Origin of the sequence: Microbacterium sp. PMB16 (genome assembly GCF_051294855.1) — a bacterium.
Classification (GTDB): domain Bacteria; phylum Actinomycetota; class Actinomycetes; order Actinomycetales; family Microbacteriaceae; genus Microbacterium.
This window is the reverse complement of sequence record NZ_CP145908.1, coordinates 3264350-3277858: the sequence shown is the minus strand read 5'-3', so window position 1 is coordinate 3277858 and position 13509 is coordinate 3264350. Positions and strand designations below refer to the sequence as shown.

13 protein-coding genes and 1 tRNA gene are annotated in these 13509 nt (G+C 68.4%); 6 read left to right on the top strand and 8 right to left on the bottom strand.

Features of this window, described 5'->3' with window-relative positions; translation table 11 throughout:
* Positions 1–16 precede the first annotated feature (16 nt).
* Positions 17–1312: a M20/M25/M40 family metallo-hydrolase gene (locus V5D55_RS15705; protein WP_435744731.1), complete on the bottom strand. Its 1296-nt coding sequence runs from the start codon at positions 1310–1312 to the stop codon at positions 17–19.
* A gap of 111 nt (positions 1313–1423) precedes the next feature.
* On the opposite strand from V5D55_RS15705, the gene V5D55_RS15700 reads away from it, so the two are divergent.
* From V5D55_RS15700 to V5D55_RS15690, 3 genes are all read left to right on the top strand, one after another.
* Positions 1424–1506 (top strand) — tRNA-Leu (locus V5D55_RS15700).
* 113 nt (positions 1507–1619) lie between these two features.
* Entirely contained in the window at positions 1620–2030 is a 411-nt protein-coding gene (locus V5D55_RS15695; protein ID WP_435744728.1) for a hypothetical protein, read from the top strand.
* On the top strand, positions 2027–2743 hold the full coding sequence (locus tag V5D55_RS15690; protein WP_435744726.1) for a hypothetical protein: 717 nt from the start codon (positions 2027–2029) through the stop codon (positions 2741–2743). The genes V5D55_RS15695 and V5D55_RS15690 overlap by 4 nt, the downstream gene beginning before the upstream one ends.
* Positions 2744–2782: 39 nt before the next feature.
* Here V5D55_RS15690 and V5D55_RS15685 read toward each other — a convergent pair whose 3' ends face one another.
* Together V5D55_RS15685 and V5D55_RS15680 are read right to left on the bottom strand one after the other, a co-directional pair.
* Positions 2783–3877 (bottom strand): VIT1/CCC1 transporter family protein, encoded by a 1095-nt coding sequence (locus tag V5D55_RS15685; protein WP_435744724.1) that lies wholly within the window; start codon positions 3875–3877, stop codon positions 2783–2785.
* 232 nt (positions 3878–4109) lie between these two features.
* Positions 4110–5852 carry a DEAD/DEAH box helicase gene (locus tag V5D55_RS15680; protein WP_435744722.1) on the bottom strand — a complete coding sequence of 581 codons (1743 nt, stop codon included), beginning with the start codon at positions 5850–5852 and terminating at the stop codon, positions 4110–4112.
* A 124-nt stretch (positions 5853–5976) separates the two neighbouring features.
* Between V5D55_RS15680 and V5D55_RS15675 the strand changes: the two genes are divergently transcribed.
* Positions 5977–6804: an SGNH/GDSL hydrolase family protein gene (locus tag V5D55_RS15675; protein WP_435744720.1), complete on the top strand. Its 828-nt coding sequence runs from the start codon at positions 5977–5979 to the stop codon at positions 6802–6804.
* Between the two features lie 3 nt (positions 6805–6807).
* Here V5D55_RS15675 and V5D55_RS15670 read toward each other — a convergent pair whose 3' ends face one another.
* Positions 6808–7608 (bottom strand): TrmH family RNA methyltransferase, encoded by an 801-nt coding sequence (locus V5D55_RS15670; protein WP_435744718.1) that lies wholly within the window; start codon positions 7606–7608, stop codon positions 6808–6810.
* Positions 7609–7689: 81 nt separating this feature from the next.
* Here V5D55_RS15670 and V5D55_RS15665 point away from each other — a divergent pair, with 81 nt between their 5' ends.
* Positions 7690–8529 (top strand): Sir2 family NAD-dependent protein deacetylase, encoded by an 840-nt coding sequence (locus tag V5D55_RS15665; protein WP_435744716.1) that lies wholly within the window; start codon positions 7690–7692, stop codon positions 8527–8529.
* Positions 8526–9113 carry a histidine phosphatase family protein gene (locus V5D55_RS15660; protein ID WP_435744714.1) on the top strand — a complete coding sequence of 196 codons (588 nt, stop codon included), beginning with the start codon at positions 8526–8528 and terminating at the stop codon, positions 9111–9113. The genes V5D55_RS15665 and V5D55_RS15660 overlap by 4 nt, the downstream gene beginning before the upstream one ends.
* Here the strand turns inward: V5D55_RS15660 and V5D55_RS15655 are convergent, their stop codons facing one another.
* Genes V5D55_RS15655 through V5D55_RS15640 form a run of 4 tightly spaced genes read right to left on the bottom strand, consistent with a single transcriptional unit; the run spans position 9114 to position 13507 of the window.
* Positions 9114–9923, bottom strand: coding sequence for an HpcH/HpaI aldolase/citrate lyase family protein (locus V5D55_RS15655; RefSeq protein WP_435744713.1), 810 nt, complete (start codon positions 9921–9923; stop codon positions 9114–9116). It lies immediately after the preceding gene.
* Entirely contained in the window at positions 9920–10399 is a 480-nt protein-coding gene (locus V5D55_RS15650; protein WP_435744711.1) for a MaoC family dehydratase, read from the bottom strand. Before V5D55_RS15650 ends, V5D55_RS15655 begins: the two co-directional genes overlap by 4 nt.
* Before the next feature lie 10 nt (positions 10400–10409).
* A complete protein-coding gene (locus V5D55_RS15645) occupies positions 10410–11558 on the bottom strand; it encodes an acyl-CoA dehydrogenase family protein (protein WP_435749323.1) in 1149 nt (382 codons plus the stop codon).
* Positions 11559–11560: 2 nt separating this feature from the next.
* Positions 11561–13507 (bottom strand): acetyl/propionyl/methylcrotonyl-CoA carboxylase subunit alpha, encoded by a 1947-nt coding sequence (locus tag V5D55_RS15640; RefSeq protein WP_435744709.1) that lies wholly within the window; start codon positions 13505–13507, stop codon positions 11561–11563.
* Between the last annotated feature and the right edge of the window lie 2 nt (positions 13508–13509).

Here is a 13509-nt window from a genome sequence, read left to right as displayed (position 1 = left end):
AGCGTTCGGGCAGCGCTCAGTACGTGCGCAGCAGATCGGCCAGCACGCGCTGGCCGAAGACAAGCGATTCTACGGGCACGCGCTCGTCGACTCCGTGGAACATTCCTGTGAAGTCGAGATCGGCGGGGAGCCGGAGCGGCGCGAAACCATAGCCCGTGATATCGAGATAGGCGAGCGCCTTGTTGTCGGTTCCGGCGCCGAGGAGATACGGAATGACCGGGACTCCGGGGTCGTGGCGTCCGATGCTCGCGACCATCGCCTCGACCAGCTCACCCTCGAAAGGGGTCTCCATGCCGATGTCGCGCACCACGGTCTCGATCACGATCTCGTCGCCGACGATCTGCTGCAGCTCGGCGAGCACGTCGTCTTCGGTCCCGGGGATGACCCGTACGTCGATCAGCGCCTCGGCGCGCTCGGGAATCACGTTGTGCTTGTAGCCGGCGGTGAGCGCGGTCGGATTCGTCGTGGTGCGGAACGTCGAGCGCAGGAAGGCCTCGGCGGGTCCTGCAGCTGCGACGAGGGCATCCGGGTCGTCGGTGCCGCGCCCCGTGAGCGCGCTCAGCCCGTCGAGCAGAGCCGACGTGGTCGGGGTGAGGCGGATGGGCCAGCGCGTTCGTCCGATCGCGGCCACGGCTTCGGCAAGCTTCGTTACCGCATTGTCGTCGTGGAGGCGGCTTCCGTGCCCTGCGCGCCCCTTCGCCACCAGGCGGATCCAGATCAGGGCCTTCTCGCCCACCTGGAGGAGGTACGCGCGTCGGTCGTCGACCGTGATCGAGTATCCGCCGACCTCGCTGATCGCCGCCGTCGCCCCTTCGAACCACTCGGGGTGGTTCTGCACCACCAGCGCAGAGCCCTCCACGCCCCCGTTCTCCTCGTCCGCGAAGAATGCGAGCACCAGGTCGCGTTCAGGCTGCTCGCCCGCACGCAGGATCTCGGCGACCGACGTCAGGATCATCGCGTTCATGTTCTTCATGTCCACGGCGCCGCGGCCCCAGAGCATCCCGTCCTGCACGATGCCCGCGAACGGGTCGACGCTCCAGTCCTCCGCCATCGCCGGCACGACGTCGAGGTGACCATGCACGACCAGGGCGGGCTTGTCCCTGTCGCGGCCCGGAACGCGCGCCATCACGTTCGTGCGGCGCGGGATCGGCTCGTAGTACTCGACCTCCAAACCGAGGTCCTCGAGGTAGGCGCCCACGTACTCGGCGGCCTCCCGCTCCCCCTTGGCGTTGCCGCCGCCGAAGTTCGACGTGTCGAAGCGGATGAGGTCGCTCGCGATGCGCACGACCTCCGGCAGCGAAGGATCGATCATGCCCTCAGGCTACCGAATGGGCGTGCCACGCCCGGGCGTCGCGCTCGGTTCGAACAGCGTCACAGAACGTGCTAATCTCATTCTTCGGTCGGCAACGATCATCCAACACCTGCGCGGGTGGCGGAATGGTAGACGCGCTACGTTGAGGTCGTAGTGCCCGTAAGGGCGTGGGGGTTCAAGTCCCCCTCCGCGCACAGGAAATGAGAAGGCCTTCGATCCACAGGATCGAGGGCCTTCTTTTTCGCGGTGCGCATGGACACGTGAAGCAGTCGTCTTCGAAATACACTCGAACCGCTATGTTCCCCTCATGGGATTCACACAGTGGTTCGGGGGCCTCGTCGGGCGGCCGATCGACGTCAACGATCTGATCTCGCTTGCGGTCGTCGAGTCAGACGATCCTCATGCGCTGCTGACAGCTGTATATGAGTGGAAGTACGAACATCTCACAACCGCGGCCAAGGCCACGGCCGGAGCGGGATCCGCCATCGTTCTCGCGACCTTGGTGCCGGTGATTCAAGTCGACCCGTCTACAACGCTCAATTGGTTTTCCTTGATAGTGGCCTGGGTGGCGGCCGCCGTGCTGATCCTTATCGGCGCCGGTGTCTTCTCGGTCGCACGGAAGGTCCACAGTGAGTTCTTAGCCGCGCAGAGTCTGTTGGCCGAACTCATTGACGTGAGGCCCTTTGTACGGCTCTACCAGACAGCGACGCAATCGTGAACTTCGAAGCATTGCTCGCTGTCGCCGCTTCTCTCGCGGCCGTGGCCGCTCTCGCAGTCACCATCACAAGATCGTCGTTAGCAGCAGTCGCGGCAAAGAAGCAGTTGGACCGCCTGAAGCAGGTACGAGTCAACGATGTGCTCGCCGAGCCGTCGGTCGCTTCGCTTGGCGGTCTGCTCGTCGACGATCTCGGTCAGACAACTCTTCCGAGTTACGCTCGAGACCCGGAGGTACGGCGTGAATTCCGCCGGGCGTTCAATGCGATTCGGGCCTTTGTCGGAACAAACGACAGCGACGCCGACGACCGCGGACCTCTCCTCTCCGAGCCTGAGCCCGAGCCTGAGTCCAATGCTCCGACGATCGGCTGGATCCAGCCAGCGACAGCGAGCGGGCGAGCAGCGATTCGCGACCTCAATGCGGGTGAGACCTGGAACGCACTTGCACGTATGCGTCGAGAGGTGGAGACGACCGTTGCCGGGCTCCTGCCCGGGGGCAGCGACGAACGACCTCGCGTCGGGGCCGGAAGGCTCATCGCTTTGGCTTCGAAGCAGGGCGTCCTCCCCGCCCACATCGCCGCGAATCTTCGTTATCCGATCTCAATCGCCAACGCCGCAGTACACGGCGAAGACGTGAGCCCGGATAACGCGTTGGAAGCAATACGAATCATGGATAAGGTGCTCAACGAGATCGCTCATCTGAAGCACCCCGAATAAGGGTCACAACGGTGTAGCGTCTCGTGTCTGATCCGCGGATCAGACGGCGCCCACCCCGAACAGCAGCCCCAGCGCATACGTGACCGCGGCAGCGCCGAAGCCGATCGCGAGCTGGCGGACAGCACGGCGCAACGGCGGACCGCCCGACAGCACTCCCACCATCGCACCGGTGCTGAGCAGCGCGACGCCGACGAGCACCAGGGCGAGGATCACCGCGGGTGCACCCTGCAAGCCGAAGATCCACGGCAGCACCGGGATGATCGCGCCGGAGGCGAACAGCAGGAAGCTCGAGATCGCGGCGGTCCAGTCGCTCCCGACGATGTCGTGGTCTCCGCCCGGTACACGCACGGGGCCGGTCGCAGCTCGGCGAGCACCGGCCTTGGCGGCATCCACGATGCGGCGCGCGCGTTCGAGCGCCTCGTCCGTCTGCATGCCGCGCGCGCGATAGACGAGTGCGAGCTCGTTCTCGTCGATATCGAGGTCTCCGGCGGCATCCGCCGCATCCTCGTTGGCCTCGGTCGCCGCGAGAAGCTCCCGCTGGGAACGCACGGACACGAACTCCCCCGCGCCCATCGACAGAGCACCCGCGAGCAGGCCTGCGATACCGCTGAAGAGCACGAATCCGGAGCTGACCCCGGTCGCGCCGATGCCGAGCACGAGGGCGAGGTTGCTCACCAGACCGTCGTTGGCGCCGAACACGGCAGCCCGGAAGGAGCCGGAGAGACGGCGCCGCCCTCGGGCCGCGAGTCCGCGGACCACCTCGTAGTGGATCTTCTCGTCCGCCCTCATCGCCGGCGTCGCGTACTGCTCGGAGTCGTACGGTGAGCGGGCCTCGGCGCTCTGCGCGAGCGCGAGAACGAAGATCGAACCGAAACGTCCGGCCATCCAACCGAGCAGCCGGGAACGGATGCCGGCACGCGGCAGTCGGGACGGCTCTCCGCCGAGGAGGTCGAGCCAGTGCTGCTCGTGCCGCCGCTCGGCGTCCGCAAGGCGCAGGAGGATCTCGCGCTCCTCGCCCGAGCGACGCGCTGCGAGCTTCTGATACACCGAGCCCTCAGCGCGCTCCTCGACCAGATAGCGCGCCCAACGCCGACGATCTGCGGGCGTCGGTTCGGCTGCGGCGGGCGCGGTCATGGATCCTCCAGGTGTCGCGAAGCCCGGTGCGCGGGCAACCGTTCCACGCTAGCCGGGCGCCGCCGCTGGAACGCGCGGAAGCCCCGGATTGCCAGCATTTCGGGGATCCGAACCCTTCGTCAAGCTCAGGGACCGCCCTTCGTCAAGCTCAGGGACCACCCTTCGTCAGGCTCAGGGACCGCCCTTCGTCAAGCTCAGGGACCACCCTGCGTCGGTCTCAGGGACCCAGCGCCTAGGAGCGCACGCGCTTGCGCAGCACCTCGATGCGGGACTGCAGCTGCGTCACTGTGGCCTGCGCGACGGCGGGACCACCGCAGATGCGGCGGAGTTCGGCATGCACCGCACCGTGCGGCTCGCCTCGCTGCCGGGCGTAGAGGCCCACGAGGCTGTTCAGCAGTTGGCGCTGCTCCTTGAGCGTGCGGTGCAACGGCGCCGGCAGCGTCGTCGTCTCCGTGGGCCCTGTCGAGGCCTCGCGAGCCTCGCGGAGGCGGGACTGACGGGTCTGGCGCTGCATGAGCAGTTCGTGGACGTGCTCGGGCTCGAGAAGGCCGGGGAACCCGATGAACTCCTCCTCCTCGGGGGTGCCGGGCTCGGCGAGCTGCCCGAACTCCTGGCCCTCGAACACCACCCGATCGAAGTGAGCAACCGACTCCAGCGCCTGGTAGCTGAACTCGTTGGTCAGGGCATCGGACGCGTCATCCTCACGATTCGCGCTGTCGAGGAGCGAGTCCTCGAGGCCGTCGTCGTCCTGCGACTGCCGGTCGAGCGCGTGGTCGCGCTGCTTGTCCATCTCACCGGCGAGTCCCATCAGCACAGGAACCTGTGGCAGGAACACGCTGGCGGCTTCACCGCGGCGTCGTGCTCGCACGAATCGTCCGATGGCCTGGGCGAAGAACAGCGGCGTCGACGACGATGTCGCGTAGACGCCCACCGCGAGACGCGGCACGTCGACGCCCTCTGACACCATGCGCACCGCCACCATCCAGCGGGCGTCGCTCGCGCTGAACTTCTCGATCCGCTCCGAGGCGGTCGCATCGTCGGACAGCACGACCGTGGGCTGCTGGCCGGTGATGCTGTGGAGGATCTTCGCGTAGGCGCGCGCGACGGTCTGATCCGTCGCGAGGACCAGTCCCCCGGCATCCGGCACGTGGTGGCGGATCTCGGTGAGGCGCCGGTCGGCCGCCGACAGCACAGCAGGCATCCACTGTCCCTCGGGATCGAGAGCCGTGCGCCACGCCTGCGACGTCACGTCCTTCGTGTTGTCCTGACCGAGGTGCGTCTCGAGCTCATCGCCCGACGTCGTGCGCCACCGCATCTTTCCCGCGTACATGTGGAACAGCACCGGACGCACGACACCGTCGGCGAGAGCGCGGCCATAGCCGTAGTTGTAGTCGGTGCGCGAGATGCGCGCTCCGGACTCGTCGGGGTGGTACTCGACGAACGGGATCGGCGCCGTGTCGCTGCGGAACGGGGTTCCCGAGAGCAGCAGACGCCGTTTCGCCGGGCCGTAAGCGTCACGGATGGCATCGCCCCAGCTGAGTGCATCGCCGCCGTGGTGCACCTCATCGAGGATGACCAGGGTCTGGGCATCTTCGGTGAGGTGTCGGTGCACGGAGGACTTCGCCGCGACCTGCGCATACGTCACCACGGCCCCGTGATAGTGCCGTGCCGGCGCCCAATGACTGTTCCGGAAACGCGGATCGAGACGGATGTGCACGCGAGCCGCCGCATCCGCCCACTGGGTCTTGAGGTGCTCCGTCGGGGCGACCACGATGATGCGGTTGACCTCGCCCATGCGCATCAATTCGACAGCCAGGGTCAGAGCGAAGGTCGTCTTGCCTGCACCCGGCGTCGCCGCCACGAGGAAGTCACGCTGGTCGGCCTCGAAATAGTGCTCGAGCGCCTCCTGCTGCCAGGCGCGCAGCTTGCTTGCGGTTCCCCACGGGGCGCGCTGGGGAAAGGACGGAGAGAGCATCGGCTCAACGATAATCGCTCCGTCGGACATCGGCGCGCGCCGATCGAGGTGTCGAACGGCGGAGTAGGCTCGGTCACTGCGATGCGGCCACCGCCGCGCGCATCTGTTCGCGAAGGAGAGCTGGATGACCGACCAGGATTCGACCCGGACCGCTGACGCCGACAACGCGAGCGTGCACCCCTGGCGCCGCTTCGTCGCCATCGGAGACTCGTTCACCGAGGGCATCGGCGACCCTGACCCCGCCGTGCCCGGGAATCATCGCGGGTGGGCCGACCGCGTCGCCGATGTACTCGGGCAGCAGGTCGACGACTTCGCCTACGCCAACCTCGCGGTGCGCGGAAAGCTCATCGCCCAGATCGTCGCCGACCAGATCGAGCCCGCCGTGGCCCTGCACCCCGACCTCGTATCGATCTGCGCCGGCGGCAACGACGTGATCCGGCCCGGCACCGATCCGGACGCCATCGCCGCACAGCTGGAGGATGCCGTCAGCCGGCTGTCCTCCACTGGTGCCGCCATCCTGCTCTTCACCGGGATCGACACCGGGTTCACGCCGGTCTTCCGTGCGTTCCGCGGCAAGGTCGCGATCTACAACGAGAACGTGCGGGCGATCGCCGAGCGCCACGACTGCATCGTCGCCGACCAGTGGGCGCTCAAGGTCGTGCAGGACATGCGCTTCTTCGACGACGACCGGCTGCACTACAACGCGCTCGGGCATCACGAGGTCGCCCGGATGGCACTGCGCGCGTTGAACGTTCCGAACGATCTCGAGGCCATGCAGCCGGAGCCGCTTCCGGTGCGCACCTGGCGCGAAGCGCGGTCCGAGGACTTCGGCTGGGCGCGGGAGCACCTGGTTCCGTGGGTACTGCGCAGGCTCCGGCACCAGTCGTCCGGAGACCACGTCGCGGCGAAGCGGCCCGACCCCTCCCCCGTGTTCCGGCTCGACCAGGACTGACGCTCAGCGCCGGACGGCCCACAGGGCGACGGCCGCCGCCGAAGCCACGTTGAGCGAGTCGACCCCACCCGCCATCGGAATGGTCACGACGTGATCGGCGCCGTCGATCGTCGCGCGGGAGAGTCCGTCTCCCTCCGATCCCATGACGAGCGCGACCCGCTCGGGGCGCGCCGCGACATAGGCGTCCAAAGTGATCGCGTCATCGGACAGGGCGAGTGCGGCGATGTCGAACCCGGCCTCATGCAGGTCGACGACCGCCGCATCCCAGTCACCGATGCGGGTCCACGGCACCTGGAACACGGTGCCCATGCTCACTCGCACGCTGCGCCGGTAGAGCGGGTCCGCGCCACCCGGCGAGACGAGCACGGCGTCTGCGCCGAGACCGGCGGCTGCACGGAAAGCCGCCCCGATGTTCGTGTGGTCACCGATGTTCTCGAGGATCAGCACGACGGAAGCACCTTCGAGCACCTCGCTGACGCTCGGCAGAGCCGGACGATGCATCGAGGCGATGGTCCCGCGGTGCACGGCGAACCCGGTCACCGCTTCGGCCACCTCGTCCGGGACGACGTACACCGGCACGTCCAGATCGCCGACGATGGCACGGATGTCGTCGATCCGACGTTCCTGAACGAGGACGGAGCGCGGACGGTGTCCGGCCGCGACCGCGCGGGCGATGACCTTCGTCGACTCCGCGATGTACAGCCCGCCGGCCGGCTCCCGAGCGGTCCGCAGAGCCGTGTCGGTGAGCCCGCGGTAGTCGTCGAGGCGGGGATCAGCCACGTCGGGCACGGAGAAGATTTCCACGAGCACCACTCTGCCACCCGGCGGGCGACGTAGAGCGCGACCACCCCCTCCGCACGTCGTAGACTCCTTCGGGGAGGTCCTGTGAGCGCGTCGAACACTGCCGAGCTGTCGGCCACTCTCGAACACGCGGCCGAGCTGCTGCGAGACAAGCGGATCGCGCTCCTGACCGGTGCCGGCATCTCGACGGACTCCGGAATCCCCGCTTACCGGGGCGAAGGTGTTACGCCCCGCAGCGACCCGATGACGATCCAGACGTACCTCGGCGACGAAGTCGCCCGGCGACGCTACTGGGTGGGCGGCCACCTCGGCTGGAAGGCCTTCGCCCGCGCAGCGCCGAACCCCGGTCACACCGCTCTCGCGGAACTCGAGTCTGCCGGAACCGTCTCCGGAGTCATCACGCAGAACGTCGACGGCCTCCACCTTCGGGCGGGCAGCTCTCACGTCATCGAGGTGCACGGCACCATGCGCCGCGTGCTGTGCCTGCACTGCGGGCAGGTCTTCGATCGTCGGGACATCGCGGTGCAGATCGAGGAGCAGAATCCGTGGATCAGCGTTCCCGAGAACGTGGCCCTCGCGCCCGACGGCGACGTGCTGCCGGAGAGCACCGAGGGTTTCCTCATCCCGACCTGCACCGTGTGCGGCGGCATGCTGAAGCCCGACGTGGTCTTCTTCGGCGAGTACGTCCCCCAGGACCGCTTCCGCGCCGCAGAATCGCTGCTGCGCTCGAGTTCGGCGCTCATCGTTGCCGGCTCCTCGCTCGTGGTGAACTCGGGAGTCCGGCTCGTCGAGCGCGCCCGTCGCCGCAGCATCCCGCTGATCATCGTCAACCGTGAGCCGACTCGTGCGGATGCCTGGGCCGATCTGACGATCGCTGCCGGCACCAGCGACGTGCTCCCCGCTCTCCAGGAACTGCTTTCGTGACTCTCATCACCCTCGTCCGCCATGGTCAGACCGACTGGAATCTGGCTCGCCGCATCCAGGGATCGACCGACATCCCGCTGAACGACAAGGGCCGTGCCGACGCGCACCGTGCCGCCGATCACCTCACCGCCTCGACGCACCACGCGGTCTACGCGAGCCCCCTCCTGCGCGCCAGGGAGACCGCTGAGATCATCGCCGGCAAGCTCGGACTGGAGCTCACCGGGCTCGTGCCCGATGTCCGCGAACGGGAGTTCGGTGAGGGCGAGGGCATGCTCGTCGACGACTACATCGAGAAATACGGCGACTGGCACGCCGAGGTACCAGGCGCAGAGTCCCTCCATCAGGTCGGTACGCGCGCGATCGCCGCTCTGGACGCCATCGCCCGAGAGTCACGGCGCAGGTCGGCGCCGCGGGCGGAATCCGTGCTGGTGGTCGCCCACGGCGGGGTCATCCGCGCGGTCATCGACCAGGTCTCCGGCGGCACGCTCCCCCGCGACGGCGAGGTCATCGCCAACGGATCGGCGCACCGGTTCGAAGCGTCCCCCGACTCGCTGCGACTGCTCGAGGAGTCGTTCGTCCTCTGATCAGTCCGCGCGGCCGACGACGGATCTCGCGTGACGGAGCACCGGTTCGTCGACCATTCGCCCCTCGAAGCGGAAGACTCCCCGCTCGTCGTCCGCTGCCGCGAGTACGGCGCGCGCCCAGGCGACGGTCTCCTCATCCGGCCGGTATGCCGCGCGGATGATCGCGACCTGGTTCGGGTGGATGCACGCCGTGGCGCGGAAACCGGATGCCGCCGCATCCACCGCTTCGGACTCGAGGCCCGCCACGTCGTCGAGGTCGATGTGCACGGCGTCGATCGCGGCCTTGCCGTGGGCTCCCGACTCGAGGAGCACACGCGAGCGGGCGTAGCGAGCGACGTCGCGGTATCCCCCCGCACTGTTGCGCGAGGAAGTGCCGCCGAGAGAGGCCACGAGATCCTCCGCGCCCCACATCATCGCCGAGACGAGCGGATGCGCGGCGATGCGGTCCGCGGCATGGATCCCCCGCGCGGTCTCGCACAGCGCGATCAACGAGAACCGCTCGTCGAACGCCGACAGGCTCTCGGCGTCTTCGGTCTTCGCGACCATGACCGTCCGGAACCCGGTCCGGGCGACGGCCTCGAGGTCGGACGGGAAGTGCTCGCTGTCCGGTGCGTTCACCCGCACGATCACGCGCTCCGGGTCGATGTCGGCGGCGATCACGTTCGCACGCGCCGCGGCCTTGGCAGCCGGGAGCACGGCATCCTCCAGGTCGAGGATCACGGCGTCCGCCCGCTCCAGGGCGGTACGGAAACGCTCCGGGCGATCTGCCGGGCAGAAGAGGATGGCGGGGCCCAGGTCGAACGCGGTCACGCGGTGCCCTCCGGCGCGCAGTGCACGAGAACGGTCCTCGTCGCGGTCGCGACGACGACATCATCCTGGTTGCGCCCCGTGTGGGCGATCTGCACGATGCCCTGCCCCGGCCGGGAAGACGACAGCCGCTTCTCGACGATGACACTCTCGGTGTAGAGCGTGTCGCCGGCGAACAGCGGATGCGGGAAGGCGATGTCTCCGAAACCCAGCTGCGCGACGAGCGTGCCCTGGGTCAGCTGCGCGACAGACGCCCCGACCATGGTCGACAGCGTCCACATGGAGTTCATCAGCCGCGCGCGGAACGGCTCCTGCGCGTCGGCGAAGGCCGCGTCGAGGTGCAGCGCCTGCGTGTTCATGGTGAGCGTCGTGAACAGCACGTTGTCGGCCTCGGTGGCCGTGCGTCCCGGCCTGTGCAGATACCGGGTCCCTGCCTCGAACTCCTCGAAGTAGAGCCCTCGCTGGATGATGTCCGCCATGACGCCCACGCTACCCGGCGAGCCCGAGACCGCGGGCGATGACCAGCAGCTGCACCTCGGTGGTGCCCTCGCCGATCTCGAGGATCTTCGAGTCGCGGTAGTGCCGCGCCACCGGGAACTCGTTCATGAAGCCGTTGCCGCCGAAGATCTGCGTCGCGTCTCTCGCGTTGTCCATGGCCGCCTCGCCGGCGACGAGCTTGGCGATCGCGGCGGCCTCGGCGAACGGCTTGTCCGCATCGCGCAGCCGTGCCGCGTGGTGCCAGGCGAGCCGCGCAGTGTGCACGCGAGCGCGCATGCGAGCGAGCGTGAACTGCGCGTTCTGGCGCGTGCTCAACGCGCTCCCGAAGATGGTGCGACTCTTCGCGTAGTCGACGGCCGCCTCCAGGCAGCCCTCAGCCGCACCCGTCGACAGGGCGGCGATCGCAATCCGACCTTCGTCGAGGATGCTGAGGAAGTTCTTGAACCCTCGCCCACGCTCGCCGACCAGATTCGACGCGGGGACGCGTGCGCCCTGGAAGCTCAACGGATGCGTGTCCGACGCGTTCCAGCCGACCTTGTCGTACGGCGCCTCCACCGTGAACCCGGGCGTGCCGTTCGGGACGATGATCGTCGAGATCTCCTTGCGGCCGTTCTCCACCCCGGTCACAGCGGTGACGGTGACGAAGCGCGTGATCGGCGTACCGGAGTTGGTGATGAACTGCTTGGAGCCGTCGATGACCCACTCGTCGCCCTCGAGGCGTGCCGTGGTGCGCGTGGCCCCCGCGTCGCTGCCCGCTTCGGGCTCGGTCAGGCCGAAGCCCGCGAGAGCGCGTCCGGCGAGCAGATCGGGAAGCAGCTCCTGACGCTGCTCTTCGGTGCCGAAGCGATAGATCGGCATCGCACCGAGGCTCACGCCCGCTTCCAGCGTGATCGCGATGGACTGGTCGACGCGGCCGAGTGCTTCGATCGCGATGCCGAGCGCCATGTAGTCGCCGCCCTGGCCGCCGTACTCCTCCGGGAACGGTAGCCCGAAGAGGCCGAGGTCACCCATCTGCGCCACGACATCCATCGACAGCGTGTGCGTGCGGTCGGCCTGGTAGGACTGCGGCGCGACGACCGTCTCGGCGAATTCGCGCACCATCGCGGCGAGCTCGCGCTCCTCCTCGGACAGATCTTCCATCATCAGTTCTCCTCTGTCGTGACACGGGCGACCGGCTGGTCGCGCCGCACCTGGTCACCCGCGGTGACCAGCAGATGGACGACGCCGTCATGCGGCGCGAGCACCTGGTGTTCCATCTTCATCGCCTCGATCGCGAGGAGCGGCGTGCCCGCCGAGACGGTCGCTCCGTCCTCTACGTGCACGGCGACCACATTCCCCGGCATCGGTGCTCGTGCCTCGGGTTCGGTCGTTGCGGCGCCGCGATCGAGCGCGTCGAGCCTGTGCCGCATCCGCTGTCGACGGTCCAGGGGGCGAAGTCGCGCAGTGCGCCCTGCCTCTGTGACCCAGACCGCTCCTTCGGCATCGGCTGCCGCGCGCACGCGGGCGGCCTGGCCGCCTGCGGCTTCGCCGCTGATCTCGACGACCTCGTCGGTGTCGGTGAGGAAGGAGCGCGGCTGCGCGTTCACCGCGCCCGACCCGAGTCGCCACCCGGGACGCTCGCGCCACAGCGGACTCGTTCGCAGCGGCTCGGACGGTGCCGGCAAGGTCGCCTGGGCGGCCGAGAGCATCGCCTCCGACGGCGCGGCCGCGAGCACCGGGAGAAGTGTCTCGATCAGGCCGGTGTCGAGGTCGCCGGCGACCACCCGCGCATCACGGCACAACTGACGGAGGAAGGCGATGTTCGTGTCGACCCCGAGCACGACGGTACGCGAGAGTGCGTCATCGAGGCGTTCGAGAGCCGTGGCGCGGTCGTCGGCGAAAGCGATCACCTTCGCGATCATCGGGTCGTAGAAACCCGTCACCTCGCTCCCCGACTCGACGGCGGCATCGACACGGACCCCGGTCGGCGGCTCGAACAGCAGGACGGTTCCGGTAGACGGGAGGAACCCGCGCTCCGGCGACTCGGCGTAGACGCGGGCTTCGACGGCATGCCCTCGGATGGTGGGCGTCACGTCCAGGGGCAGGCCGGCCGCCACACGGAGCTGCAGGGCGACGAGGTCGAGACCCGTGACCTCCTCGGTGACCGGATGCTCCACCTGCAGACGCGTGTTCATCTCGATGAAGAACACCTCTTCGGGCGAATCCGCGTCGATCAGGAACTCGACCGTGCCGGCGCCGACGTACGCGACGCTCTCCCCGGCCTGAACCGCTGCGGCCAGGAGACGATCGCGGGTTCCCGCGGGGATCCCGGCGGACGGCGCCTCTTCCAACACCTTCTGGTGACGCCGCTGCAGCGTGCATTCGCGCTCGCCGAGGGCGATCACCGTGCCATGGGCGTCACCGAACACCTGCACCTCGATGTGGCGCGGTCGACGGATCAGACGCTCGAGGATCAGGGAGTCGTCGCCGAACGCCGAACCGGCGACGCGACGGGCCGATGCCAGCGCGCTGCCGAGACCTGACGCGTCGGCGACGACCTCCATGCCCTTGCCCCCACCACCGGCGCTCGGCTTGACCAGGAGCGGGTACCCGACGGCATCCGCCTCTTCCGCGATCTCGACGTCGGACAGCCCTTTGGCATCGAAGCCGGGCACGACCGGCACGCCGTAGCGCACCACATGCTCGCGCGCCTGCGCCTTGTCCCCCATGATCTGCAGTGCCTCGATCGACGGACCGATGAAGACGATCCCGCTCTCCGCGCACGCCTCGGCGAGCCCGACGCTCTCCGACAGGAAGCCGTAGCCCGGATGGATCGCCTGCGCGCCGGCGCGTCGGGCGGCGGCGATCACGGCGTCGATGTCGAGATACGATTCGGCAGCGGGCGCAGGACCGATGCGCACGGCGACATCGGCTTCGCGTACGTGCGGCGCGGCGGCGTCGGCGTCGCTGTAGACAGCGACACTGCGGATGCCGAGATCTCGCAGCGTGCGGATGACGCGGCGGGCGATCTCGCCCCGGTTCGCGACGAGGACGGTGTGGAACCCGTCGACAGGGTTCGGGGACGATGCTGTGGGCTCGATGACCGACATGG

Coding starts and splice junctions, on each gene's coding strand:
- V5D55_RS15640 (WP_435744709.1), bottom strand. CDS start 13,507: ATGTCGGTCATCGAGCCCACAGCATCGTCCCCGAACCCTGTCGACGGG.
- V5D55_RS15675 (WP_435744720.1), top strand. CDS start 5,977: ATGACCGACCAGGATTCGACCCGGACCGCTGACGCCGACAACGCGAGC.
- V5D55_RS15705 (WP_435744731.1), bottom strand. CDS start 1,312: ATGATCGATCCTTCGCTGCCGGAGGTCGTGCGCATCGCGAGCGACCTC.
- V5D55_RS15645 (WP_435749323.1), bottom strand. CDS start 11,558: ATGGAAGATCTGTCCGAGGAGGAGCGCGAGCTCGCCGCGATGGTGCGC.
- V5D55_RS15680 (WP_435744722.1), bottom strand. CDS start 5,852: ATGCTCTCTCCGTCCTTTCCCCAGCGCGCCCCGTGGGGAACCGCAAGC.
- V5D55_RS15650 (WP_435744711.1), bottom strand. CDS start 10,399: ATGGCGGACATCATCCAGCGAGGGCTCTACTTCGAGGAGTTCGAGGCA.
- V5D55_RS15685 (WP_435744724.1), bottom strand. CDS start 3,877: ATGACCGCGCCCGCCGCAGCCGAACCGACGCCCGCAGATCGTCGGCGT.
- V5D55_RS15695 (WP_435744728.1), top strand. CDS start 1,620: ATGGGATTCACACAGTGGTTCGGGGGCCTCGTCGGGCGGCCGATCGAC.